Raw genomic sequence first — 25,698 nt, 5'->3', positions numbered from 1 at the left:
GGGTCAGCGCAGCCCGGTGGCCGCCGGCATCTGCAGGCCCGGCCACCACCGGCGCAGTGTGCCCTCGGCGATCATCATCGACATCAGGGGGAACGCGAAGTCGGCGGAGGGGTGCACCCCGAAATTCCTCTGCGTGTCAAACACCTTGGGGCCGAAATCTGTCATGTCGAAGCGGTCCGCGGTCACCGACCGGACGAGGTCGGCGATCTCGGCGGCGAAGGCGGTTCGGTCGGCCGGCGAGTGCCGCGGCGGAGGTCCTCCGGGGAAAGCCGAGTCGTACATGATCTCCCCGCACCGCGTCCCGTTGCGCAGGGCTAGGTTCACGAAGAAGTCCCGCAGCGCGCGACCCACCGCTTCGGGGATCTCGACGCTGTACCCGGCGTCGAGTACAACCACCGAACCGTCCTGCCGGACGTAGATGTTGCCGGGGTGGAGGTCGCAGTGCACGAAGCCGTCGCGGAAGATCATCGCACCGACCGCGCTCAGGGCGCGTGCCGCGGCCTCATCGCGAATGTCGTCGGCGAGCTCCGGCGGAGAGTCGCCGGTCAGCCCTTCGACCAGGTCGGTGACCAGTGCCGTGCCGCAGGTGTAGTCGTCGCGGACGCGCGGCACGACGATGCCCGGGTGGCGGGCCAGGTTCGCCGCCAACCGGCGGGTGCAGGCCGCCTCGCGGACGAAGTCGATCTGCCCGTACAGAGCTCGGCCGACATAGTCGACGAGGTCGGCCAGTGGCGCCCCGCCCGCGGCCGGGAGGCGCTCGGCCAGCCGCGTCACCGAGGACATCAGGGCGAGGTCGTCCGACATCGACTCGGCAACGCCCTCGCGCTGCAGCTTGACCGCGACGGCGTCGCCGTCAGGCTCGATCGCTTCGTATACGCAGGCGATGCTCCCGCTGCCGAGGCGGCGGCCGGTGAACCGGAGCCGGCGCAGGTTCGGCTGCTGCCGCCCGGCCAGCGCGAGCTGACGGCGGAACTCCGCCTCCGCCATCGGCGTGACGTCGTCGTGCAGGGCGCCGAGCTGTTCAGTCACATCCGGCGGGAAGAGGTCAGCGCGGCTGGCCAGCATCTGGCCGAACTTCACGTACGCCGGGCCGAGCCGTTCCAGCACCCGGACGATTCCCCGGGCCAGGCACACCTGCGCGGCCGTCCGGCCACGCCGGATCCGTACGCCTGCCCACAGTGGACCGAGCCGAGCGGCGGCGACACCCGTGCGCGCGGTGAGGTGGAACGCGCGGGCGCCGATCCGGCCGCGGCCGGATCGGGGCAGCCTCCCGGTCTCGGGTAGTGGGACGGGGGCCGGCCGGGTGCCGGCGTTCGGGCGCCGGAACGCCGACGCGGCCACGAGCGGGTGGACGACCGGCAGGGCGGGAACCGGCCGGAGCCCGGCCTCTTCGGCGAGGGGAAGGAGCGCTTGGGGCGGGAGGCCGAGGGTGCCGAGCGGCCGGCCTCCGCGGGCGGCCGTGGTCGGCACGCAGTAGAGCAGGCTGGTCGTCAGCAACATCGTCGCTAGGGGACCGGAAACGGGCGGGGACTCCACGACCAGCAGGCAGCCCGACGGCCGCAACGCCGACGCCGCGGCGCGCATCAGCGCCGCGGGATCGGTGGCGTCGTGCAGCACGCTCAGGGCGAGCACGAGATCGTAGTGGCCGGTCATCCCGATGGCAGCGTTCACCGGCCGGAGGACGACCCGGCCGGCGAGGCCGCGTTCCGACAGTCGGGCGTTCCCCGTCCTCGTCAGCCGTCCGTCCAAGTCGAACCCCTCGGCCGTGATGTGCGGGAAGGCCGTCGCCAGTGTTTCGAGAGCCTCGCCCGACGCACAGCCGATCTCCGCGACCCGGCCGCCCGCGCGGAGGGTGTCGGTGAGCCCAGGTACCGCAGGCAGCCAGATTTCGGGCAGCACGAACGTGGCCCACTGGGTACTCATCCGCTGCATCGCGTCGGCCAGCTCATGGGGGTACCGTTCGGCTTCCAGTACGCCACCCAGGTGGAAGGCCTCCGCGGCCGCCGGCACGCAGCGGGTGAGCGCGCCGGACAGGGCGAGGCCGGGCTGGAGATCGGCCGGTGTTCCGAAGCACGCCACGGCTTCCGCGGCCCAGGTGTACCCGGCGTCCGTGTGCTCGGCGAACCCTGCCTCGACCATGCCTCGCAGCCACTCTTCGGTCATCCGCGCGTCGCCATCCGCACGACGGGCCAGTTCGCCGACGTCCGCGGGACCCGCGCCCAGCGCGGCGGTCAGCCCTGTGCGTGAGCCGAACTCGAGCAGCGCCGCGGTCATCGCCTCGGCCAGCATTGCCATCGAGCGGGGAACGGACGTTCCGGCGGTCGGCCATCCGGCGGTTCCGTCCATTGGATACTCCTCACCCCGGGGATCGTTTTCGTGTCGCGAGAACCGGAATCGGGCGGTCTTGTGGCGAATTGTGCTCGATTTGCGGCGCCGGAAGTTGTCCGAAATTGCCCGATCCGGCGGGGCCCTCCGAGTCGGCCGGAACGGTCTCCCGGGGCCCCGCCGAGTCGGCCGGAACGGTCTCCCGGGGATCTGCGCGGTGTTAGGATGGCCGGCATGCCGGGGCCGGGAGGCGTGCTGTGAACACGGTGGACAGTATGCGGGAATCGTCCGGAGTGGTCGAGGTGTGCCGTCAGTTCGCCTGCCGCGCCGCGGAACTGTGGCGATGTGTGACCGTTCCAGGGATCGTTTCCGCGTGGTTCGAACCGTGCCGCCGGGAGCGCGACGGCCGCTACGAGATCCGTTTTTCCAACGACGGGAATGTGTATTCGAAGTATGTGACCGTCATCGACGGCCACCGGACGTCCGACAGCGGCCGGTTCCGCTTCCGGCTCGAGGACGAGGGCTATCCCGACAGCGTTGTCGAAGTCGAAGTGGTCCCGCGCGGTGCGGGCGGCTCGGCCGTGCGGCTCAGGCATTTCGACCCGCCGCCCTCGCTGGCAGGGGGATACCGGGACGGCTGGGCCGACTACTTGGACGCGCTCGTCCGGTACCTGGCCGGGAGAGCCACGGGAAGGGCCGGCGGCCGATGAGCGCGCCGGCCGTGGCGCGCTCGGTCGTGCGGACCGTGCAGATCGCGGCGGTGCTCTGCGGAGGGTGCGCCCGGCTGGCGGGCGTACTGGTCCGGGCCCGGGGCAGCACCAAGCGGTCGGCCGGTGCGGCCGGCAAGATCATCTGCGCCTGCCTCTGGCGGCTGGGCCCAGCCTTCGTCAAGGTCGGGCAGATGATGTCGAGCCGCCGCGACGTGCTCCCGGACAGGCTCTGCGACGTGCTCGAGGCCGGCTTGGCGCGGGGGCGAGTCGGGAACGACGCGTCCGCGGAAATCGAGATCGGCTCGGTGGCGGTGGTTCGGCGACAGCGTTTCGGGAACGTCGACGTGGCGTTGAAGACCATCCAGCCGGATGCCGCGGAACGGCTGCGTGCCGACCTCGACCTGATCGGCTTGCTCGTCCGGTGGTGTGCTGCGCCGATGCGGCGGTCCGGCGGGCCGTTGCGCGCGGTCGTGCAAGAAATCTGCGAATCCGTGCGGCGCCAGACGGACCTCGTCGCCGAGGCGGCGACCCTCAGCCGCTTCGAGGAGCTGGAAGACGTCCTGCCCGTGGTCTTTCCGCACGTGCTCACCGGCTACAGCGACGCCGACCGGCTCGTGATGACCTGGGTGCCGGGGCAGGCAGGCGGCCGTCGGTTCGACAACGAGCGCCGGGTAGCGAGACGGCTGGTCATGACGGTGTACGAGATGCTTTTCGTGACCGGCACGGTGCACTGCGACCTGCATCCGGGCAACTGGTGGTCGTTGCCCGACGGACGGCTCGCGATCGTGGACGCCGGCTTCAGCTACGAACTCGACGACGACATGCGCAGCCACTTCGCCGAGTTCTTCCTCGGCATGGCCAGCGGCAACGCCGAAGTCTGCGCCACCCACGCGCTCGCCGCCGCGGCGAAACCGGTCGCACCGGCCGACGAGGCCGGTTTCCGGAGTGACATGGAGGAATTGATCGCCACGACGACGGGAATGACCGCTGGTGATTTCTCGCTGGCCGGTTTCGCGGCCCGGTTCTTCGCCATCCAGCGGCGGCACCGCGCGTTCTCACGCGCGGATTTCATTTTTCCGTTCATGGCGCTGCTCGCCATTGAGGGACAGGTGAAACGGCTGGATCCGCGCATCAACTTCCAGGCCATGGCGGGCCCTGTCGTCCTGCGCTCGATCGTCAACCGGGCCCGAACCGGCAGCTCCCGGGGAGCTCGCCCGCGTCCCTGAACGCGGCCTCGCGGAGCTGCTGATGTGGTTCACCCGTCGGGAATCCGTGGACGGCGCCTAGGCTGCCGGACCTCGCGACGAGCTCGCGGCGGCCGACGACCTTTCGGCGGCCGAAATCGTGGACATCACCGCCCGGCTGGCCCGGCTCGACCGGGCGTTGGACCGATGCCACGTTGGGGGTCATCGAACGGCATCCCGGCGTCCGCATCGGGAATCTGGCGTCCGAGATCGGGCGGGACCCAGTGCAGTTCAAGCGCGACGTGCGGAAGCTGAAGAACCTCGGGCTCACCAGCAGTTTGGGGACTGGGTATCGGATTTCTCCGCGGGGTCCGGCCCACTTGGCTTCGGTTTGATCCTCAGCCCGGTGGTGACCAGCCGAAGAGTGCGGCGTCGCCGTCGGTGGTCCGGGTGACGATGCGGAGCATGGCGTCCCGCACAGCCGTGCCGACCGGTGACCGGACGTGGGCCACCCGCCCGAGCAGCCGCGACTGCCGGACAACCTTGGCGGTCCGTACGAACCGTTCGGCGGCGTACCTGGCCAAGGCCGAGTCCCACGTCTCCGCTGCGGCCAGGCGGACGCCCAGCACCGCCGCATCCTCCAAAGCCATGCCCGCGCCCTGCCCCAACGTGTACACCATGGGGTGAATCGCGTCGCCTGCGAGCGTCACGCGTCCACAATGCCACGTGCGCGAAGGCGGCCGGTCGAACACATCCGTGACGACGCAGTCGGCGGCCTCGGCCGTGGCCATGACCTGCCGCACGGCCGGATCCCAGGTGCCGAGGCGGTCGCGGACGAGCCGCAGTGCCTCGGCGGCCGGGAGCCGGGGCCATTCGCCGCGCCGGGCGGCCATCGAGGCCACCCAGTAGACCCGCCCGTCCCCGAGGCCGGCGGCGAACACCACGGTTCCCCTGCCGTAGGCGATGAAACCGTCCGGGTGGGCCTGCGGTGCCGCGCCGATCCCGCGCACCGCGGTGATGCCCCGGTACCGGGGTTCCCCGGCGCCGAGCAGGCCCCGCCGGACGGCCGACCGCAGCCCGTCGGCGCCGACCAGGACCTCACCTCGGAGCTGGCGCCCGTCAGACGCGACGAGCTCGACCGAAGCATCGTCGGCGGTGTAGCGCTGCGCCGTGAAGCCATGCACGATCTCGGTGTCCGCGGCCTTGGCCGCGTCGAGTAGCACCGCGTGGAGGTCGGCCCGCAGGATCGTCACCGCGGGCTGGCCCCAGCGCTCCTCGAAGCCGTCGAAGGAAACCCGGCCCAGCGCCCGTCCATGGGCGTTGAGGAACGGTGTCCGGTGGCCGGAGGTGCCGCGCACGCCCGAGGGGCGGCCGGCCGCGCGTACCGTGGCGGCGAGCCCGGGTTCGATGGCGTGCAAGGCTTTCATCGCGTTCGGGGCCAGGATCAGCCCGGCGCAACTGCGGCTGGGTGCCGGGGCGCGCTCGGCCACGACGACTTCTGTCCCGCGGTGCCGGAGTGCGGTGGCGAGAGCGAGCCCGGCGATGCCGCCACCGGCGATCAGGACGTGGCCGACCATGGGTCCAGCCTGCGCCTTCGCCCAGCTGGGGTTTACTCCGACGTTGCCCGGTGTGGCGGTCGTACCCGGCCCCGCGGACAGTGGACTTCCTACCTGCGAGGACCGCCATGGAAGAGGCTACGAGCAGAACTGAGCGCCAGAGCGCACCCTGCGAGGGGTCAGGTGGTCACCGGCTGGGCTCCGCCCAGCCGGTGACCACCTTTCGGGCCCGGGCTCAGGTGTTGTCCTTCGACGTGGTGCGCGCGAGGTGGCCGGCCAGCTGGGTGTGCGCGATCTTCTTCCAGCCGCCGCGGTGCATGAGCGCCAGCACTGCGCCGCCCAGCCCGGTGAAACCCTGGTGGGCGAGGCGAAGGCGGGTGCGCCCGTCGTCGGTCGCGGCCAGGGTCCAGGTGACCGTCGTGGTGGTGCGCATCCGGCTGCCGCGCCAGGTGTAGGCAAGCGTGCGCGGTTCGTCGACGACAGTCACCTCGCAGTGCACGACGCCGTCCCAACCGGGCATCGGTTTGGCGCGCAGCGTGAACGGCCGCCCCACAACCGGGGCGAATCCGTCGACCGGCATCAGCCAGTCGGCCAGCGCGTCGGCGTCGGTCAGCGCCAGCCACACCCGGGCCGGCGGGTAGGGCAGTTCGACGTCCACGGTGATGTCTCGCGAGGTGGTCATCTTCCATCCGTTTCGTTGCCTGCGTGGCGGTCGAGGTACTCGCGTAGGCTGTCAATCCGCTCAGTCCAGAACTCGCCGAAGAGCGCCGCCCAGTCGTACAGCTCCCGCAGCCGCTCGGGGCGCAGCCGGTACAGTCGTTGCCGTCCCGAGCGCTGCTCGGTGACTAGACCGGCGGCCCGCAGCACCGCCAGGTGGCGGGACAACATCGGCAGTCCCACCCCGAGTTCGCCGGCGAGTTCGCCGACCGGCAGATCCGGTTGCCGGACGAGCACTTCCAGCGCCGCGCGGCGGGTGGGGTCGGCCACCGCGCGGAAGACGTCTTCGGTGGCGACGGGCCTCGGCATGCGTCATATTTATGGTAAACGTGAACTGTTGTCAACCCGGACCGCGCGCCGGGGTCAGAAGGGCCCGTTCGCGACCTGCTGCAGCAGGGACAGCTGGTCCCAGAGCAGCCATTCCTCCTGGATCTGGGTGCCGCGGGCCCGCATGACACTGATGCCGCTCACGCTGACCGGGACGCCCGTGGCAGCGATCCCGAACAGGGTGCCCTTGTGCGTGCCGCGGCCGGTCCACCGGGTCACGACGCGGTCTCCCTGTGCCAGCTGGAGATCGACCGTCGTGGCGAAGTCCGGCATCCCGCTGCGGAAGGTCGCGACCAGCCCGGCGATCCCGTTCCTGGTGCCCGGCAGCAGGCCGGTCGGGTCGTGCAGCACGTAACCGGGCGCGAGCAGCAGCTGCAGCAAGCCGACGTTGCCGCTGTTGTACACGCTCGCGAACAGGCCGGCCACCAGCGACTTGAGGTCCAGCAGATCGAGCGCCCCGCCCATGAGGGGCCCGTTGGTGCGGAAGGGCGCCGGAGTGAACCCGGGTGGTGCCGCCGCGTCGAGCCCCGGCAGCACCGTGAGCCTCGGCAGCGAGACACCGAGCTGACGCAGCATCGAGACGCTGTCCCGCGCCTCCCACTCCTCGACGATCAGCCCGTCGCGCACACGGACGATCGAGATGCCTGCGATGTCCACTGTGGCGCCGGTCGCGGGCCTGCCGAGCCAGGTGCCGCTGTTGACGCTCGTCTGGTGCCAGCGTGCCGCGACGAGGTCGCCCTCGGCCACCGAGTCCTCGAACGTAGTGTCGAACCGGGAGAACGCAGTGAACACCGTGTTGGCGAGGAAGCTCTGCGTGCCGGCGAGCCCGGTCTGCTGCCCGGTGTCCTCGCCCGGGGCCCGGTCGTGGTGCAGGAAGTTCCGGCTGAGGAACTTCTCCGCCGCCGGCAGGTCCTTGCCGTCCAGCACGGTCTTGACGAAGGACTGGAGCACTGTCGCGTTCTCCGCAGTGGTCATGACAACCGTCCCCTTCGTTCAGTGACTGCCTGCGGCGAGCAGCGGCCGGATGTCCCACTGCTGCCAGGACTCGACGATGACGCCGGCCCGGACGGTCAGCATCGTGATGCCGGAGAGCGTGAGGTACCGGCCCGACGGCGGGATGCCCAGCAGGCCGCCGCGGTGCGTCCCACGGGACGTCCAGCGCACCACTGCCCGGCCGTGATCGACGACGAGCAGGTCGACGGAGACGTTGACGTCGGGGAACGCGGTGCGCCACCGGGCGACGAACTGGCGCACGCCGTCGCGGCCCGGCCGCTGACCGGCCAGTGGCGTGTGGTTTGTGTAGTCCGGGCCGAAGAGGGTGTCGACGATCGTCAGGTCCCCGGCGCTCCAAAGGTCGTAGACGAACCGGCCGGCCGTGGCCGTGACGTCGTCGCCGCCGTCGGCGTCGAGCTCGCCGGGCGCGCTCGCCGCACCCGTCTGCCGCAGTAGCTCGTTCACGTCGGGCGCCTCCCACCCTTCGGCCAGCTTGCCCTCGCGCACTCTGCTGATCGTGATTCCCGGAATATCCACTTCCTTACCCTGGTGGACGAAGGTCAGTGCCCACCGGGTCCCAACCAGATCGTCCTGGGCGACCTGGTCGTCGATCCGGGCCGACCAGCCGGAGAACCGGGTGGACCCGACCTTTGCGAGTCCTGCGACACCGGTCAGGCCGACCTCTTGGCCCCACACCGCGTCGTGCAGGACGTAGGAATCCGCGAAGTAACGGGCCGCGAGCTGTCCGGGCGTGTCGCCGGAGACATCGTCGGCGTAGCCGAGCACGAGTGCCACGTTGTCGGCCTGCTGGGCGGCGGCGCCGCTGGCGACTGTGGCGTCAAGCACGCTTGCGCCGTCGCCCGCGAGCTCCACGACACCGCCGGCCTGCAGCAGCATGCCGTCCCCGGCGGCCAGCTCGGCCGGCTGCCCGGCGGTGAGAGGATCGGGCTTACCGAGCGGGTCCGCCGCACGGGTGACGGTTCCCGTCCCAGACCGCAGCTTCGCGGTCAGCGTGCCGGACTCGACGTGCAGGATGCGGGGGCCGTCGGAGTCCTCGGGCGTCCGGTGCCGCCTGGCGGCGAGGGTGAACCTGCGCACCGACGCCGTGACTGGGGCGGCAGGCAGCGCGGTGACCGGGCCGAGGGTCAGCGGCTCGAAGGTGATGCCGGGCGGGAACTGCTGGGCCGGCTCGCCGGCGAACAGCGCCAGCCCGAGGGTGCGGGCCGGGCCATCACCTGCCGTGCGGGCGCTGTGCACGACGTCCCCGGGCACTACCAGCTGGTCATCCGCCGTCACCGTGAACGTCTGTCCAGCGGGGATGTCCTGCGCGGTCCGGCTCCCCGCCGGAGTTTTGGTGACCACGCCCTCGGCGGTGAACTCGAGAGTTCCCCGCACCACCCGGAAGGCGACGGGGCCGGCGCCCTTCGCCGGTGGGAACGACGCCCCGACGCCGTAGTCGAAGTATGCCAAGGCGAAGAAGGCCGGCGTACTTACCAGCGTTCGGAAGGTCTGCTGGATCACCGGATCGGTCCGGTTGGCCGCCGTGCTGTGGTCGGCTGACTGCGTCATCTCGCCCCTTCCGCGTTCTGGATCCCGGCTCGTTGCTCGCCGAGGTGCCGTAACGTGCTGATCGACGGCGTGAAGAAGTAACCGCCGCCGGTCAACGCGGTCCATGGTCGTTCCGGCTCCAGTGGAATGGTGCGGACACCATCGCCGGCTGGGACCCGCAGCCCGAACACGTGCCGGCCGGTGAACACCGGGGCGACGATCAGGTCCTCTCCCTCGTCCGGTGCGCGGAACTTCGGGTTCGCCAGCCACTGCTCCATGACGAACTCGAACTGCTGCTCGATCGAAGTCTGGTAGCTCAGGAAGAGCAGTCCCCGGTCCCGAGCGTCTACGGAGGACGTGTAAGGGATGCCCCTGCGCAGCATCCGGTGCCGTTGCACTTCCGCTGGAGCGATGTCATCCCTGGGGTAGCACTTCCGGATGTGCGACGCGTACGGGCAGGCCAGTCCGCCGGGGTCGGCCGGTGCAGACGCGAAGCCGCCCCCGCCGCACAGGCCCGGCGCGGCGTCGCCGAGCGGCTGCCGCGGTGACCGGTAGGCGAAGTCGTTGTCGGCGCACCGGTCGAGTGCCATCGCGGGGTCGTCCGCCCACGGTGCCCGGACCGTGGGTGCGCCACTGCGCCACCGGCCGACCAGCAGGGCGGCGAGCCGTTCCTCGGTCAGCCCGGCGAGTGACCGCTCGGTGGCGGCCAGCCGTTCCGCGGTGGCGCCGGTGAACCGGCGGAACTCGACCGGGTCCTGCCGGAACCGGCCGTACACCAGGAAGGACCCGTTGCGCGCCCAGCTGGGTGCACCGGACCGCTCCACCGGTGTGCCGGTCCCGCTTGCGGGCTGCGCCGGGTAGCCGAACACGAACTCGCCCGGCCACACCAGTGCCTGTCCGGGCTTGCCCTCGTCCGGGCGCACGGGGTTCTGCCGGGGTGTCAGCGGTTCCCACGGGACATCGGATCTGCGGCCGCGCAGACCAGGCTGGGAGATCCCGTCCTGGAACCCGAACGGCTCCCGGCCGGCCAGTCTCGCTCCGTACTCCTCGGTGACGGGCCGGAGCCCGGGAACGAGCAGTGCGGCCGCCTCGGCCACCTGGGCGCGCAGTTTGTCCTCGTCGTCGGAGGCGACGAGAAGCAGCACGTCCGCGGCGGCACCGTCGTCCCAGGACGTCAGGTCGACGCCGGCCTCCGCCATCCGATGCCGCATGCCCGCGCGGAAGCCCGCGTCGGCGAACTGCTCGGCGCTGGTGGTAAGCGCGCGCAGCGCGGGGTACGACAACGCGACGTTGCACCAAGTCGACGACACCGGCTTGGCGCCTCGCCGCGAACGCGCCGCCGAGAACAACCGGTTGAAGGACAGCACCTCGGCTGCCGTCGCGACCTGGTCGGCGAACGCGGCGAGCGCTCGGCACGCGGCCGCGCCGTCGGTGATCGTGAACTGCACCACGGCCAGCCGGGCCTTGTTGAACCCGGGGAACACGTTGCCTTGGAGTTCGTCCAGGTCGACCAGCGGTTCGCCGGCGGTGGGCGCCGGCGAACCGCCGACCTCCGTGGTGTCCCACGCCTGCCACGCGTCGACGATCCGGGCGTTCGTCACCCGATAGCTGCCGAACACCGGCAGGGCCAGCAGCTGGCCCGTCGGCCCGTGCCCGGCGGTCGGACCGGTCTGGTTGCCGCGCAGCGTGAGCCTGAGTACCACGGAATCGGTCTCGTGCACCGAGTCCTCGATTTCCAGCCGCCCGTCCGGGAACCTGGCCAGCAGAGCCAGCACCCGGGCGCAGTCGAGCAGCGCGTCATGCGCGGCGGGATCCACCAGCCCGGCGAGCGGACCGGCGTCCCGGCTCCGGTAGACGGTGTCAATCAGGCTGCGGACCACGTCGGCCGGGGTGCGGACGGACGTGTGTACGGTCATCGGCCCGCAGTCCCCGCCGTGCCCCAGGGTCCCGGTCCCGGGTTCGGTACCGGGTTCGGGTACTGGACGAGGCCGAGCTGGAACAGCAGGCTCGCGTCGTCGAAGAAGCCCCAGTGGCCGGTGATCTTGCCGTCGGCCACCGAGTGGATGCTGATTCCACTGACCTCGACCGGCTTTCCGGTGGCCGGTAGACCTCGGAACGTCCCGCGGTGAGTGCCCCGGAACGTGTACCGCGTCGCGACCCTGTCGCCTTCGCCGGTCTGCAGGTCCACGCTCACGGAACAGTCCGGGAAGCCGTTCCGGAACGCATGCACGAGCTGTTTCACCCCGGCCACTCCGGGGCGCTGACCGGCGACGGTGCTGTTGTTGGCGAACTCCGGGGCGAAGATCGTGTCCGCGACGGCCAGGTCGCCGCTGTCCCACATCTCGTAGAAGAACCGGCGGGCGAGCTCCTTCGGGTCTGTGGTCGCCGGTGCTGTGTCGTCTTCGAGCGCGCCGAACGGCGACGGAACGCCCATCTGGTTCAGCAAGCTCAATGCGTCCCGGGCCTCCCATTCCTCGAGGATCCGGTTGTCACGCACGCGCGTGATAGTGATTCCGCCGATGTGGATCTGCTTGCCGCTCGCCGGGAAACCGAGATAGGGGCCGGTGTTCACAAAGCTCTGCGACCAGCGGCCGACGACGATGTCGGCTTCGGCGAGCTGCTCCTCGATCGTGGTGTGGAATTCAGAAAACGCCGCGAAGATGCTGGATATGAAGGCGATCGCGCCCTCGACACCGTGCTGCTCGCCGGGTGCGGGGTCGTGGTTGTAGAAATTGCCCGCCATGTAGTACCGGGCGTTCTCGGCCGCCATGGCGTCGATGACGTTGCGGACGTAGGTCCGCATGAACTCCTTGTTGGCCGCGGGCGAGCCCGTCGGCGGGGGGCCCGGACGCCAGTCGTCCGGCGTGCTCTTCTGCCCGAACGGTCCTTCGGCCGCCCAGTGTTCGGCGATCTTGCCGTTGTCGTCGACCCGGACGACCGAGGTGACGTTGAACTCCATCTCTCCGGCAGCGTCCACACCGGCGGCATCCGGTGCCAGCATGGACGAAAAGTGTGCGGGGGTCGGGGCTTTGCCGGTCTGCCGAATGGTCACGAGATCGCCCTGTACCTCGATGGATTCGACGTGCGACGAATAACCGGGAAGGCTGTTGAGCAGCTGCTGCACCAGCTGCTTGTACCCGTAGCAGCCCTCGCCGTGCCCGGCAGCCAAGCCGGAATGGTCGACGACGTCCGGCGCGACGATGTCGTCCAGCGCTTCCACGTTCCCGGAATTGATCGCGTCAACCCACTGGTGCGCGATCTGTTTCAACTGCGTACTCGACAGCGTCATCTTCGGCCTCCTCCCCAGCCCTGACCGGTTTAGTCGATCTCAACTCTTGACCGGTGAGCGACGCGGTTCTTCTTCGAGGCTGCTATTGTCACGGCCAGGTTGACTGTGTCCTGCTCAGGATCCAAGCTGGGGCGCGAACCGATTTCCCGAGGAGGGTTGATGGACCGCCGTGAGTTCGACGCCGTTCTGGAAGCCGACCAGCGCGGGCACGTCCGGATCAAGCTGCCGTTCGACCCGTCGGCGGCGTGGGGCAAGAAGCAACGGCACTTCGTCCGCGGTTCGCTGAATGGGACGGATTTCGAAGGTTCGCTCGGCAGCAGAGGCGGCGCGTGGTTCTTTCCGGTCAACAAGGCATTGCGGGCTTCGAGCGGTATCGGTCCCGGCGATGACGTGCAGGTCGTCCTGGAGCCGGTCGACAGCCCGGCTCCGACGGTGTCCGCGGACCTGGCGGACGCTCTCCGGGCCGATGCCGCGGCGAAGTCCTTCTTCGACGGCCTGTCAGGGTTTTATCAGCGGGAGTACGTGGCGTGGATCGAGGGCGCCAAGAAGGAGGAGATCCGGAAAAGCCGCGTCGCCGAAGTGATCGAATCGCTCAAGCGGGGCCGTAAGCAGCGCTGACCGGCGCCCGGGACTGCTTGTAACGGGACCCAGCACGGCTGCTGGCCGATCACCGTGCTGGTGTCGGTGACGGTCAGCCCGACCACGACCCGCAGCACGACGACCTCCCGTTCACTGTCGGAGAGCATGGCCAGCAGACGCCACACCTGCGAGACATCGCCGGTGCGTTCATTTGGGCAGCGCCGCTCGCCGGACAGCCGGTTCCACAGCGGCGTCCGAGTCCGCGAGCGCGGGGCATCGCGGCCTGCGCCGAGCCGACCTGCCGCGCGGTGATGCCATACACGAGCCGAAGCAGATCCTGGTACCGCCCGGACGGCCAGGCAGATCTCCTGCGCCAGGTCGTCCCCGGCCACGAACGTCCCGGCGTGCTGCCCGATCCGCGCGCGGCAGTACCGCTTCAATCGGCATTGACATCCTGCGCAGCCCTGTTCGAGGACCGCGCGCGAACGCGATCGCTGAGCGCTGGGTGGGCAGCGTGCGTCGCGAGTGTCTGGATCGGTGCTTGTCGTCGACCGGCGTCATCTGGAGAAGGTGCTGGCCGAGTATGCCGATCACTTCAACCAGCGTCGACCTCATCGCTCTTTGGGCCAACGACCGCTCGATCAGGTGCTGGTTTCCTGTCCGAATGACTGACGTCGGGCGGGTTCGTGAGCGTGATCGGCTCGGTGGATTGATCCACGAATATCAGCAGGTCGCGTGATGAGACACAGTTTCGGCACCTACACGCCCGCAGCGGGTCTGCGCACGGCTCGGTGGTCTCGGCTTCACGGGCACACCGTACATTTCATCGTGCTGGCTGTGGACTATCGTGTTCTGGGGCGTCGCGGCCGCTGGTTCCGCTGGGAGTGACCTGTGCCGGACAAGGAGTCACCGAATTCGATGGACTACATCGCCGAACTGCGCGCTCTGGCCGGTACTCGGCCGCTGATCCTGCCCGGCACCTCCGTGCTGATCGCGGACGAGTGGGAAAGGCTCCTGCTGCTCACCCGCTCGGAGACCGGTGACTGGGGCCTGCCGGGCGGATTCATGGATCCCGGAGAGTCCTTCGAGGACACCGGCCGCCGCGAGGTGCGAGAGGAAACCGGGCTCGTGGTCGACGAGCTCGAACTCTTCGGTGTCTACGCCGGTCCGGAGTACTACTACCGCTACCCGAACGGCGACGAGGTGCACAACGCGACCGCCGTGTTCGTCACGCGGGTGGCCGCCGCGACAGTGCGCGTGGACGGGTTGGAGATCTCCGGGCACGAGTTCTTCGATCTCGACCGGATCCCGGATGACATCTTCGGACCGGAGCGGCCGATCGTGGACGACTACGTCGAGCGGTACAGCGGCAGGTAGCCCGACCCACCTCGGACCCTTCCGACAGCTCGGCAGTCATCCCGGGAGACGGTGAATCGGCGAACTTGGCGAAGAGACTCGATCACGGCCGGCACGCCGGGGATCTTCTTGACGGCGTTCAGCAGACCGAAGACGTCAGTGCTGTCGTGGGATGGCGGCAGGACGATCGCCGATTTCGGGCTGCGCGGGTCCAGTTCGTCCTCGGCTGCCCGTGACGATGCTGTCCATGATCACGAGGTAGAGCTTGCGGTAAGGGGTGATGGCGGCGGCAACCCCGGTGGATCGTTGGCTGGTTTGGAAGGTACTTTCGTGGCTCGGTGCCGTTTTGTCCGGATAACGGTCAAACGCCCCAGGCTTCCACCAGGGGGTTTGCTTGAGTACCGCTGCTCAGGTGACTACTGATGTTACTATCTACATGAGTGTGATCGGATCTTGGTGCGGAAGGCGCGAGGTGGCATGGCCGGCAAGCGGGACTACGGGCAGTTTTGCGGACTGGCGGCGGGCCTGAACGTCGTGGGGGAGCGGTGGACGCTCCTCATCATCCGCGAGCTGCTCATCGGCCCGGTCCGCTTCAGCGAGATGATCGACAACCTGCCCGGCATCGGACCCAACCTGCTGGCCGACCGGCTGCGCGGCCTCACCGAACAGGGCGTGATCGAGCAGCTGCCGGTACCGGGTGACGGACGCGGCAAGCTGTACCTGCTGACCGAGCGCGGCCAGGAGCTGCGCGTCCCGCTGCTGTCCCTGGCGAAGTGGGGGATGCAGTTCCTGGGGGAGGGCGACCGGGACGGCTCGGTGCGCGCGGAGTGGGGATTCGTCGCGGTCCAGGCGATGGTGATCCCGGAGCGCATCCCCGATGTGGACGAGTCCTACGAGTTCCGCGTCGGCGAGCGGGCGTTCACAGTCGAGGTGAGCGGCGGCGAGGTCGGCTACCGCTTGGGTGCCGGGACCAATCCCACGCTCGTGATCACCAGTGATCCGGAGACTTTCGTGCGCATCGGCGCCCGGATGATCAGCCCGTTCGACGCGCTCGCCGCCGGCGAGATCAAAATCGAGGGTGCCACCGAAGCCGTGCAGCGGTGCACCCGGATGCTCGGGCTGGGCTGACTCCGTTTTCCGAAGTATTCCGCGAGTGTCAACAAGAATTTCGCGGTCACTTGTGGTGCCGCAGAATAGGGCCTTGGGCGAGCCGGAGGCAATCCGCTAAAAGGGTTCATATTTAGATAGTGACCTGCTCGGAGGCACCTCGACCTGCGGACTCTTGACGTACGGGACGGGGCGATGGTAGAAAGGGACAATCCAGGCGTCTGAAGTGTCGAAATCTGACTTCTATTTAATGTAGTGACTGGCGTGCGCGGGGGAATGGTCATGGGGCTGGGTGACTCGAAGGAAATACCACGGTCCGCCCGGCCCGCGATCGGTGTGCTTCCGCTGGGTCTGGCCGACTTCTCGAAACGGGGTTTCCGGCTGGATCGACCCGATGCGCGGCAGTTCCTGGAACGGCACGCACGCAGTTTTCTGCACGGATTCAACATTGTCGCGGGGCACGCCGATCCGCACTCGGCCCTGGCGACAGTCGCTGACGAAGAAAAGGGCTTCGCCTACGAAGGCGCGGCCATGCGGGCCGGGCTCCTCGACCTCGTCACGGCCGGCCGCCGCCGGGCCCTCGCCACGCTGCTCGCCGGACCCGGGCAGCGGTACGTCCACCTCATCCACGTCGGGCACGGGTGGGGCCTGGTCCCCACCCGCGTCCCCACGCCGGTTCTCGTGCCCCGGACCCCTTTGCTGCGCTGGCTGGCGCTCGACGGCGCCGGGTTCGCCGAAACCTTCTTCGGCGGGCACCGCGCGTTGCGGTCGCGGTGCCGGCGTGTCCCGACGCCGCGCTGGGAGGCGAGGGTGGCGGGCTGTGGGCGCGCGCTGTGGTTCCTGGAGGCCGCGGACGTGCCCGCCATCGGGCAGGTGATCGAGTCCGTCGCACCGGCGGCACGGGCTCATCTTTGGGCCGGGGTGGGGTTGGCGGCGTGCTACGCCGGTCGCTCCGAAGGTGTGTCCGGCGTGGGGGAGCTGGTCCCGGCGGCCGGCTCCGCCGGGCCGCAGCTGCTGCAAGGGGCGCTTTTCGCGATCGCGGCGCGGGCCCGCGCCGGGATCGTGCCCGCGCACACCGAACTCGCCTGCCGCGATCTCTTCGCGGTCGGCTGCGAAGAGGCTTCGAACTGGACCGACCGGGCCGCCGCAGGCCTGGACGAGTCGATGGAGCCGGCCGCCTTCCTGGAGTGGAAGGCCCGCCTTCGGGTGAAGGCCGCACAGTACCTCTGAACGGCACAGTACTTCTGACCACACGGTACCTCTGAGCCACACGGTATCTCCGCTCGTCGGCATCTGAACAAACCGTGCTGGGCTGCGAAAGCCCTCACGGGAAATCGTTGTCCTGTGAAACCGCGATCGTGGGGAGCATCATGTCCTTTTCATGGCGCGCCGTCGTGTTGCCGGTGGTCGCCTTGCTGCTGGTGACCGGCACCGGTTTGCTGACCGTCCGGCCCGCGCCGGGCGCGGAGGGGGCGCGCGAGCTCGCCGCCCGGTTCGCGTTCGAGAAGATCCCGCTGAACACGCGGCCACCGGCCGCGCGGGCCCAGCGCGACGTGGCACCCGGTCTCGTTCCCATCCGGGCGTGGATCTCCGCGGTCGGGGCCGCGGTCGCGCTCGCGGATCTGCGGCGGGCCGGTCACCCCGGCGACGCCTGCCTCGTCGATCCGCGCGACGACTCGGTGACGGTGCTGCCCGTGCCGGGCAGTGCCGCCCCGTACCCGCGGTTCCAGCTGCGGCCCGACGGCCTGCCGTACGACGCGACCATGGCGCCGATGGGCTGCGTGCCCGCCGACCTGAACGAAGACGGTGCGCTCGACTTCCTCGTGTACTACTGGGGTCGTTCTCCCGTCCTCTTCCTGAACCAGCGGGTGTCGGCCGCGGCCCCCGCGGCCGCGGACTTCCGCGCGACGGAGCTGGTTTCCCCCGTGCAGGTGTGGAACTCCAGCGCGGCGAACATCGGCGACGTCGACGGGGACGGCCACCTGGATGTGCTGGTGGGCAACTACTTCCCGGACGGCGCCCGGGTCCTCGACGTCACGGCGGCCGACGACGGCCGCATGCAGATGCAGGACTCGCTGGGCAAGGCCCGCAACGCCGGGACCAACCGGCTGCTGCTCACCCGGCCGACCGGCCGCCCCGGCGAGGCCCCGCTGCTGACCGACGCGAGCACCGCCTTCCCCGCCGACTCCGCGAGCTCGTGGACGCTCGCCTTCGGGCTGCAGGAGCTGTCCGGCACGGGTGTGCCGGACCTGTACGTGGCCAACGACTTCGGCCCGGACCAGCTGCTCGTCAACACCTCGAGCCCCGGGCGCGTCCGGTTCACCGAGGTCCGGGGCACCCGTGACCTGCTCACCCCGCGGTCGGAGGTGCTCGGGTACGACTCCTTCAAGGGCATGGGCATCGCCTTCACCTATCCGGACGGCACCGGGTTGCCGATGATGGTCGTCAGCAACATCACGACGCCGTATGCCTTGCAGGAGAGCAACTTCGCGTTCGTGCCGACCGGGAGCGCCGCCGACCTGCGAGCCGGGCGGCTGCCCTACGACGAGCGGAGCGAGGACCTCGGGCTGGCCCGCAGCGGCTGGGCTTGGGATGTCAAGGCGGGGGACTTCGACAACTCGGGCACCGACCAGCTCATGCAGGCCACCGGGTTCCTCAAGGGCGACACCGACCGGTGGGCGCTGCTGCAGGAGCTCGCCCTCGGCAATGACCAGCTGCTGCACCACCCCGAGGCCTGGCCGCACTTCCGGCTGGGCGACGACCTGTCGGGTCACCAGCCGAACCCGTTCTACGTCCGCGACGGCGGTGGCCGCTACGCCGACCTGAGCGGCGAGCTCGGGATCGCCGATCCGTGGAACACCCGTGGGCTGGCCTTCGGTGACGTGGACGGCGACGGGCGGCTCGATGCGCTGGTAGCCAACCAGTGGGAGGACTCGGTGCTGCTTCGCAATGTCTCGCCGCGCGCCGGCCAGGGTGCGGACCTGGAGCTCGTGCAGCCCGGTGCGGCCGGCGGGATGCGGGCGGCGATCGGGGCGACCGTCGAGGTGGGCGGGCCGCGGCCGCAGAAAGCCCAGCTGTTCCCCGTCAACGGCCACGCGGGGGTGTCGGCGGCGACCGTCCACCTGGGACTCCCCGACGGCACGCCCCGGCCCGTCACGATCACCTGGCGCGACGGGACGCGCGTCCTCCGCGCCCAGACCCAGCTGACGCCCGGGCACCACGTGGTGACCCTCGGGCCGGACGGAACGGTGGCGACCCGATGACCAGCACTGCGAAGCCCCCGGCGATCGACCTCCTCCGGGAGCGGCAACCGCGCTCCGCGCCCGAAGCTCCGCCCGCAGCGGTGGCGAAACCACCGGCCGACAAGCGGGTGCTGGCGCTGATGCGGTTCGCGATGTCGCTGACCGCCTTCAACATCGCCGGCCACCTGATCCTCGGGTTCGAGCAGTCCCCGGTGACCCCGCTGCTCGCGCTGGTGACCAGCTACGCCGTGGCGCTGCTGTTCGAGACCATCGACAGCCGGGCGCACCGGCGCCGCCCCCAGTACGCCGGCGGGACGCGCAACCTGCTGGTCTTCCTGCTGCCGCCGCACATCACCGCGCTCGCCTGCGCGATGCTGCTCTACGGCAACGCCTCGGTCTGGCCCTACCTGTTCGCCGTCGTGGTTTCGCACGCGACGAAGTACCTCGTGCGCCTGCGGCTCGGGGGCCGGCTCAAGCACGTTCTGAACCCCTCGAACGCCGGAATCGTGGTCACCCTGCTGCTGTTCCCGTGGGTCGGCATCGCTCCGCCCTACCACTTCACCAACAACATCACCGGTGCCTTCGACTGGCTCATCCCGCTGTTCATCCTGGCGGCGGGGACGATGCTGAACGTGGGACTCACCGGCAAGATGCCGTTGATCCTGGGCTGGGTGGGCGGTTTCCTGGCGCAGGCCGTGCTGCGCTGGCTGCTGCTGGACCACGCGCTGGCCGGCGCGCTGCTCCCGATGACCGGGCTGGCGTTCGTGATCTACACCAACTACATGATCACCGACCCGTCGACGACCCCGGTGAAGCCGCGCAACCAGGTCGTCTACGGCGCGACCACCGCACTGGTGTACGGCCTGCTCGTGGTGTTCGGCGTGGTGTTCGGCTTCTTCTTCGCGCTGGTGATCACGTGCGTGCTGCGCGCGGTCGTGCTGGTCGTCGCCGAACAACGGAAGCGCCGGGAAGCGGTGCCCGCGGAGAAGGAGCTCGCGACCGCCGGGGCATCCAGATGACCGGCGGTCGGATCGCGATCGTCGGGCTGGCCTGCCGCTATCCGGACGCCGTGTCCCCGGAACAGCTGTGGCACAACGTGCTCGGGCGGCGACGGGCCTTCCGGCGCCTCCCGGACGTCCGGCTGTCGGACGCCTACCGCGGCGAGCGCGCCGACGTGGAGCTGAGCTACCTGACCCACGCCGGGGTCCTGCGGGACTGGGAGTTCGACCGGGGCCGGTTCGGGATCCCGGGGCCGCTCTTCCGGGCCGCCGACCTGACCCACTGGCTCGCGCTGGAGACCGCGGCCGAAGCCTTGGCCGACTCCGGCCATCCGGACGCCGCCGGGCTGGACCGCGATGCCGTCGGCGTAATCCTCGGCAACTCCCTCGGCGGCGAGTTCACCCGCGCGGCCACCTTGCGGTTCCGCTGGCCGTTCATCGCCGCCGCGGCCGCGACGGCGCTGCGCGACACCGGCGCGGACGCCGGGCTCGCCGGCGAAGTACTGGCCCGGCTGGAAGAACTGGTGAAGCAGCCGTTCCCGGTGCCGGGCGACGAGACCCTCACCGGAGCGCTCGCGAACACCGTCGCCGGCCGGGTGTGCAACCACTTCGACCTGCACGGGACCGGGTACACCGTGGACGGCGCCTGTTCGTCGAGCCTGCTGGCCGTGATGAGCGGCTGTCGCGCGCTCGTCGACGGCGAGTGCGACTACGTGCTGGCCGGCGGTGTCGACATGTCGCTCGATCCCCTGGAGCTGGTCGGGTTCTCCCGGCTGGGCGCGCTCGCCGGGGAGGAGATGCGGGTCTACGACGCCGACCCGACCGGCTTCCTGCCGGGGGAGGGGTGCGGCATCGTGGCGCTGATGCGGGCCGAGGACGCCGACCGCGCCGGCGTCCGCAGCTACGCGCACATCGTCGGCTGGGCGTCCGCTTCGGACGGGGCCGGCTCGTTGAGCCGCCCGGAGCGGCGGGGCCAGGAGCTCGCCATGCGGCGCGCGTACCGGAAAGCCGGCTTCGCGCCGGGCGCGGTGCAGCTGGTCGAAGGCCACGGGACCGGGACCGAGGTCGGCGACCGCACGGAGCTCGGCGCCCTGACCGCCGTCCGCGACGGGGCACCGCCGGCCGCGCTCGGCTCCATCAAGGCCAACATCGGGCACACGAAGGCGGCGGCCGGGGTGGCCGGGCTTATCAAGGCGGCGCTGGCCACCGCGCACCGCGTCCTGCCGCCGACCACCGGGTGCGTCCGGCCGCACGAGCTGCTGCGTGGCCCGGCTCCCGCGCTGCGCGTGCTGGCCGGACCCGAGGCCTGGACGTCGGACGTGCCGAGGGCCGCGGTGTCCTCCATGGGGTTCGGGGGGATCAACACCCACGTCGTGCTGGAAGGCGAGCCGGTCGCCGTGCCGCCCGTGCTGCCCGCCCAGGTGCGGCGGCTGGCGGCCCGCCCGGGTCCGGCCGAGATCGTGGTGTTCGGCGCGGTCAGCCCGGCCGCGCTCGCCGGCCGCCTGCACGCGCTCGCCGGCACCGCCGGCCGGCTGAGCGCCGCGGAACTCGGCGACATCGCGGCCACGACGTGGCGCGAGGGCACCGGCGGCGAACCGTTCCGGGTCGCCCTGGTGGCGACCCGGCCGGAGGACCTCGCCGCGGCGGCGGCGGCCGCGGCCACCGCGACGGAGAACTGGGACGGCAAGTTGCTGCTTGACGAACGGGCGGGCTTCACCCTGGCTTCCGGCCGTCCGGCGCGGGTCGGGCTGTTGTTCCCCGGGCAGGCGGCACCGGTCCGGCACGCGCTGCCCGCGTGGACCTCCCGGCTGGCCACCGCCCTGCCCGGGAACCGCCCCGATCCCGTCGGCGACGAGACGGACACCGCGGTGGCGCAGCCCGCCATCGTCCGGCAGTCGCTGGCCGGGCTCGCCTGGCTCGACGCGCTGGGCACTGTGGCGGTGGCGGCGTGCGGGCACAGCCTCGGCGAGCTCACCGCCCTGCACTGGGCCGGTGCCTGGTCCGCGGCCGAGGTGCTCGACCTGGCGCGGACCCGCGGCAGGCTGATAGCCGAACACGGACTGCCGGGCACCGCCATGGCGAGCATCGGCTGCACCGCGGAGGACCTCGGGCCGCTGCCGTCCGGTGCGGTGATCGCCGGCTACAACGCGCCGGCCCGCGTGGTGGTCGCCGGTGCGGCGAGCGCGATCGGGACGGTCGTCGCCGACGCGGGCGCGGCCGGGATCGAGGCCACCCGGCTGCCCGTCTCCCACGGTTTCCACAGCCCGGCGATGGGCCCGGTCGAAGGCCCGTGGCGGGCCGCCCTCGCCGAGGTGCCCACGGCCGAACCGGTGCGCTGGGTGGTCTCCACCGTCACCGGCAAGGAACTGGCGTCCACTGTGGACGGATTGGTCGATCTGCTCGTCGACCAGCTCACCCTGCCGGTCCTCTTCGCGTCCGCGAGCACGGCGCTGGCCGCGGAGTGCGACCTGCTCGTCGAGGTGGGGCCGGGCAGCACCCTGGCCGGTCTGGTGCGCGCCAACGAAATCGACACCCCCGTGGCGAGCCTGGACTGTGGTGGTGACCCGCGGCGGCACGCCTTCGCGACCGCGGCGCTCGCCGCCGCCGGTGCGGCGGACCTCGACCCGTGGTTCGCTGGCGGGGTGTTCCGCAGGCTCCTGCCGGACGCGGTCCCCGCGTTCGTGGCCGGGCCGTGCGAAAACCGCGCCGGCTGGGCTTCGGCACCGGGCCGCCCGAACGCCACGGCGCCGGTCCGGGTCGCGGTGCCCCCGGCCGAGAGGGCGGGTTCCGGCGCGCCGCTCGAGGTGCTGACCACGCACCTGGTGAACACCCTGGAGCTGCCGGAAAGCTCGATCACTCCGGAGAGCTCCCTGCTCGCCGACCTGCACCTGAACTCGCTGCAGGTCGTCCAGCTCGTCAGCACCGTCGCCACGACGCTCGGCCGGAAGCCGCCCGAGACCCCGATGTCGCTCGTCGAAGCCACGGTCGGGGACGCCGCGGCCGCGCTGTCGGGACTGCCCGTCGTCACCGGCGCGCCCGAGGACGACCGGGTGCCCGGCGTCGCCGGCTGGGTGCGCCCCTTCGAGGCGGTGTGGGTCCCGTTCGAACCGGCGGCGGACGGCCCGGAGCCCGACGCCGTCGTCACCCTCCCGGACGACACCGGTGCGGCCGAGATCGCCGCGCTGTGCCGCCGGTTTGCCGCCGATCCGCCGGACCGCCTGCTGCTGGTCCACAACGGACACCCGGCGGCCGCCGGCCTCGGCCGGAGCCTGGTCGCCGAACTGCCGGCCACGGCGGTCGTCGTGGCCGACGTGGCCGGGCCGCTGCCGGCCGGACCCGCCACGTTGTCCGACGGCGGACGCTACCTCGAACTGCAGCACGGACCCGGCGGCACGTGGGCCCGTTCGGAGCTGCGCGCCCGGCGTCCGCACGGCCGTGGTGAGCCCGTGCTGCCCCTGGGTGCCGGGGACGTCTGCCTGGTAACGGGCGGGATCCACGGGATCTCGGCCTTCCTCGCGGCGGAGCTGGCCGAGCTGACCGGCGCCACCCTCGTGCTCACCGGGCGCACCCCCGCGGACGACCCCGCGGTGGCCGCGGCCCTGGCCCGGCTGCGGGAACGGGTCCCGGCGCACTACGTCGGCTGCGACGTCACGGACGCGGACGCGGTCGCCGGCCTGCTCGCGGCCGCGCGCGGCCACGGCGAGCTGCGCGGCCTGCTCCACGGCGCCGCGGTCAACGAGCCCCACCGCCTCGCCGACGTCACCGCCGCGACCCTGGCGGGAACCCTGCGCCCCAAGGTGACCGGCCTGCGCACCCTCCTCGAGCAGGCCTGCGACGGCCTGAGCCTGGTGCTGGGCTTCGGGTCGATCATCGGCCGCGCCGGCCTGGCCGGCCAGGCCGAGTACTGCGTCGCGAACGACTGGCTCCGGGTCGACCTCGAGCGCTGGGCCGAGCGGCACCCCGGCGTCCGCTGCCACGTCCTGGAGTGGTCGGTGTGGTCCGAGCTGGGGATGGGGGTGCGGATGGACGTGCTGGACACGCTGCGCCGCACCGGCGTCACCGCGATCACGCCCGAGCTGGGCGCGCGGGCGCTGATCGAGCTGCTCGCCGACGAAGACGCTCCGGTGAGCGTGCTGCTGACCTCCCGGTTCCCCGGCTCGCCCACGCTGCCCGCCGGCTCGGAGCCGGCGACGTCGCTCCGGTTCGCCGAACGGTCGCTGGTGCACGTGCCCGGAGTCGAGGTCGTCCAGGAAGCGGATCTCTCGCTCGGCGCCGATCCGTACCTCGCCGAGCACGTGATCGACGGCACGCCGGTGCTGCCCGCGGTCCTCGGGCTGGAGGCGCTCGCGCAGACCGCGGCTCCGCTGCGCGGCACTTCGCTGCCGGTGGCACTGGCCGACGTCGAGCTGCGCGCCCCGGTCACCGCCGGCCGCACGACCGGGGCGACCATCCGCACGGCTGCCCTCTCCGGGCCGGCCGGCGTGGCGGTCGTGCTGCGCGAGCGCGGCGACCGGTTCGCCACCGACCGCGTCACGGCCGTGGTGGAGCCGGCGGCGCCGCGACCGGAGGCGCCCGCGGCCTACCGCGGGCCGTCCGCGAAACCGGATCACGCCTGGTACGACTCCGGGTTGTTCTTCCACGACGGGCGGTTCCGCCGGCTCGCCGGGTACGACCTGCTCACCGCGTTCCGGGTGCGGGCCGGTCTCGCGCCGACCTCGGGGGACTCCTGGTTTTCCGAGTACCACGGCCAGGCGAAGGTGCTGGGCGACCCCGGCGCCCACGACGCCACCCTGCACGTGCTGCTGGCGTGCGTGCCGCACCGGAAGGCACTCCCGGTCGGCGCCGGGCGCTTCACCGCCTGGGCCCGGCCGGAAGGTCCGCTGGTCGTCGACGCGCGCGAAATCTCCCACGGCGACGGCGAATACGTGTTCGACGCGGAGCTGTCCGACGAAGCCGGGACGCTCGTCGCCCGCTGGGAACGGCTGCGCCTGCGGGACGTGGGAGCCCGGCACTGGCCGGACGGCCTGCCGCCGAGGCTGGTCGGCCCGTGGCTGTCCCGGATCGCGATCGAATGCAGGATCGACGGCCCCGCCGAACTGAGCAGCGCGCTCGTGGAGCAGGACCTGGTGGTCACCGCGGAGGAGACCGGGGTGACGCGGGTTTCGGTGACCCCCGTGCCGGAATCGGACGCCTGCCTGTCCCCGCGGGTCGAGCGCACCGGTGCGCTCACCGTCGTCACCGCCGGCACCCGGGTGCGCGGCGTCGGTCCCGTCACCATCACCTTCGCGACGAGGAGCCGCGGATGACCCGCACCTACCACTACCGGCACGTGGTGACCCTCGACGAGACCAACGTCGTCGGGAACGTCTACTTCGCGCACTATCTGCACTGGCAGGGCCACTGCCGCGAGCGGTTCCTGGCCGAGCACGCGCCGAGCGTCCTCAAGGCCGTCCAGGCGGGCGAGCTCGCGATGGCGACCGTGTCGTGCGCGATGGACTACTACGCGGAGTGCTTCGCCCTCGACGAGATCGAGGTCGTGATGACCCTGCGGACGACGTCCGGCAACCGGATCGCGATGGACTTCGAGTTCCTGCGGGCGGGAGTGCTGGCCGCGCGGGGCAGTCAGTCGGTGGCTTGCCTCGCGCGGACGACGGCCGGGACCGAGCCGGTGAGAATTCCGGCGGAGCTGTCGGGTGCGCTCCGGTCGTACAGCTGAGGGCCGCGCCCGCGGCCGGGATTCCGGCCGTGGGCGGGGTTCCGTGCGTCG

The 25,698-nt window shown here is 71.2% G+C and carries 19 protein-coding genes; 11 read left to right on the top strand and 8 right to left on the bottom strand.

Features of this window, described 5'->3' with window-relative positions; all coding sequences use genetic code 11:
• Positions 1 to 3: 3 nt before the first annotated feature.
• A complete protein-coding gene (locus ACZ7PG_RS30145; RefSeq protein ID WP_470242500.1) occupies positions 4 to 2,346 on the bottom strand; it encodes an AarF/UbiB family protein in 2,343 nt (780 codons plus the stop codon).
• A 236-nt stretch (positions 2,347 to 2,582) separates the two neighbouring features.
• On the opposite strand from ACZ7PG_RS30145, the gene ACZ7PG_RS30140 reads away from it, so the two are divergent.
• Together ACZ7PG_RS30140 and ACZ7PG_RS30135 are read left to right on the top strand one after the other, a co-directional pair.
• A complete protein-coding gene (locus tag ACZ7PG_RS30140; protein ID WP_470242499.1) occupies positions 2,583 to 3,035 on the top strand; it encodes an SRPBCC domain-containing protein in 453 nt (150 codons plus the stop codon).
• Complete coding sequence (locus ACZ7PG_RS30135; RefSeq protein ID WP_470242498.1) at positions 3,032 to 4,261, top strand: AarF/UbiB family protein; 1,230 nt, start codon at positions 3,032 to 3,034, stop codon at positions 4,259 to 4,261. The genes ACZ7PG_RS30140 and ACZ7PG_RS30135 overlap by 4 nt, the downstream gene beginning before the upstream one ends.
• 356 nt (positions 4,262 to 4,617) lie before the next feature.
• On the opposite strand, the gene ACZ7PG_RS30130 is transcribed toward ACZ7PG_RS30135, so the two are convergent.
• The 7 genes from ACZ7PG_RS30130 to ACZ7PG_RS30100 form a co-directional block, all read right to left on the bottom strand.
• On the bottom strand, positions 4,618 to 5,796 hold the full coding sequence (locus ACZ7PG_RS30130; RefSeq protein ID WP_470242497.1) for an FAD-dependent monooxygenase: 1,179 nt from the start codon (positions 5,794 to 5,796) through the stop codon (positions 4,618 to 4,620).
• A 214-nt stretch (positions 5,797 to 6,010) separates the two neighbouring features.
• The gene (locus tag ACZ7PG_RS30125) at positions 6,011 to 6,457 is read right to left on the bottom strand and encodes an SRPBCC family protein (RefSeq protein WP_470242496.1); all 447 of its coding nucleotides are present in this window, start codon (positions 6,455 to 6,457) and stop codon (positions 6,011 to 6,013) included.
• Positions 6,454 to 6,801, bottom strand: a complete 348-nt coding sequence (locus ACZ7PG_RS30120) for an ArsR/SmtB family transcription factor (RefSeq protein ID WP_470242495.1) — start codon at positions 6,799 to 6,801, stop codon at positions 6,454 to 6,456. The genes ACZ7PG_RS30125 and ACZ7PG_RS30120 overlap by 4 nt, the downstream gene beginning before the upstream one ends.
• A gap of 54 nt (positions 6,802 to 6,855) precedes the next feature.
• On the bottom strand, positions 6,856 to 7,794 hold the full coding sequence (locus ACZ7PG_RS30115; RefSeq protein ID WP_470242494.1) for an ester cyclase: 939 nt from the start codon (positions 7,792 to 7,794) through the stop codon (positions 6,856 to 6,858).
• A gap of 18 nt (positions 7,795 to 7,812) precedes the next feature.
• The gene (locus ACZ7PG_RS30110; RefSeq protein WP_470242493.1) at positions 7,813 to 9,381 is read right to left on the bottom strand and encodes an ester cyclase; all 1,569 of its coding nucleotides are present in this window, start codon (positions 9,379 to 9,381) and stop codon (positions 7,813 to 7,815) included.
• Complete coding sequence (locus tag ACZ7PG_RS30105; protein ID WP_470242492.1) at positions 9,378 to 11,276, bottom strand: Dyp-type peroxidase; 1,899 nt, start codon at positions 11,274 to 11,276, stop codon at positions 9,378 to 9,380. Before ACZ7PG_RS30105 ends, ACZ7PG_RS30110 begins: the two co-directional genes overlap by 4 nt.
• The gene (locus tag ACZ7PG_RS30100) at positions 11,273 to 12,649 is read right to left on the bottom strand and encodes an ester cyclase (RefSeq protein ID WP_470242491.1); all 1,377 of its coding nucleotides are present in this window, start codon (positions 12,647 to 12,649) and stop codon (positions 11,273 to 11,275) included. The genes ACZ7PG_RS30105 and ACZ7PG_RS30100 overlap by 4 nt, the downstream gene beginning before the upstream one ends.
• Positions 12,650 to 12,808: 159 nt before the next feature.
• On the opposite strand from ACZ7PG_RS30100, the gene ACZ7PG_RS30095 reads away from it, so the two are divergent.
• From ACZ7PG_RS30095 to ACZ7PG_RS30055, 9 genes are all read left to right on the top strand, one after another.
• Positions 12,809 to 13,267 carry a YdeI/OmpD-associated family protein gene (locus ACZ7PG_RS30095; RefSeq protein WP_470242490.1) on the top strand — a complete coding sequence of 153 codons (459 nt, stop codon included), beginning with the start codon at positions 12,809 to 12,811 and terminating at the stop codon, positions 13,265 to 13,267.
• Between the two features lie 486 nt (positions 13,268 to 13,753).
• Complete coding sequence (locus ACZ7PG_RS30090; RefSeq protein WP_470242489.1) at positions 13,754 to 13,900, top strand: integrase core domain-containing protein; 147 nt, start codon at positions 13,754 to 13,756, stop codon at positions 13,898 to 13,900.
• A gap of 246 nt (positions 13,901 to 14,146) precedes the next feature.
• Positions 14,147 to 14,605 carry an NUDIX hydrolase gene (locus ACZ7PG_RS30085; protein WP_470242488.1) on the top strand — a complete coding sequence of 153 codons (459 nt, stop codon included), beginning with the start codon at positions 14,147 to 14,149 and terminating at the stop codon, positions 14,603 to 14,605.
• Between the two features lie 456 nt (positions 14,606 to 15,061).
• Positions 15,062 to 15,712 carry a winged helix-turn-helix transcriptional regulator gene (locus tag ACZ7PG_RS30080; RefSeq protein WP_470242487.1) on the top strand — a complete coding sequence of 217 codons (651 nt, stop codon included), beginning with the start codon at positions 15,062 to 15,064 and terminating at the stop codon, positions 15,710 to 15,712.
• A 255-nt stretch (positions 15,713 to 15,967) separates the two neighbouring features.
• Positions 15,968 to 16,921: a DUF1702 family protein gene (locus ACZ7PG_RS30075; protein WP_470243646.1), complete on the top strand. Its 954-nt coding sequence runs from the start codon at positions 15,968 to 15,970 to the stop codon at positions 16,919 to 16,921.
• A 140-nt stretch (positions 16,922 to 17,061) separates the two neighbouring features.
• Complete coding sequence (locus ACZ7PG_RS30070) at positions 17,062 to 18,954, top strand: CRTAC1 family protein (protein ID WP_470242486.1); 1,893 nt, start codon at positions 17,062 to 17,064, stop codon at positions 18,952 to 18,954.
• On the top strand, positions 18,951 to 19,952 hold the full coding sequence (locus ACZ7PG_RS30065) for an enediyne biosynthesis protein UnbU (protein WP_470242485.1): 1,002 nt from the start codon (positions 18,951 to 18,953) through the stop codon (positions 19,950 to 19,952). The genes ACZ7PG_RS30070 and ACZ7PG_RS30065 overlap by 4 nt, the downstream gene beginning before the upstream one ends.
• Positions 19,949 to 25,237: an SDR family NAD(P)-dependent oxidoreductase gene (locus ACZ7PG_RS30060; RefSeq protein ID WP_470242484.1), complete on the top strand. Its 5,289-nt coding sequence runs from the start codon at positions 19,949 to 19,951 to the stop codon at positions 25,235 to 25,237. Before ACZ7PG_RS30065 ends, ACZ7PG_RS30060 begins: the two co-directional genes overlap by 4 nt.
• Positions 25,234 to 25,647 carry an acyl-CoA thioesterase gene (locus tag ACZ7PG_RS30055; protein WP_470242483.1) on the top strand — a complete coding sequence of 138 codons (414 nt, stop codon included), beginning with the start codon at positions 25,234 to 25,236 and terminating at the stop codon, positions 25,645 to 25,647. Before ACZ7PG_RS30060 ends, ACZ7PG_RS30055 begins: the two co-directional genes overlap by 4 nt.
• The last annotated feature ends 51 nt before the right edge of the window (positions 25,648 to 25,698 follow it).

It is taken from the genome of Amycolatopsis sp. NPDC114504, assembly GCF_055633595.1.
This window is presented reverse-complemented; position numbering and strand designations above follow the sequence as displayed.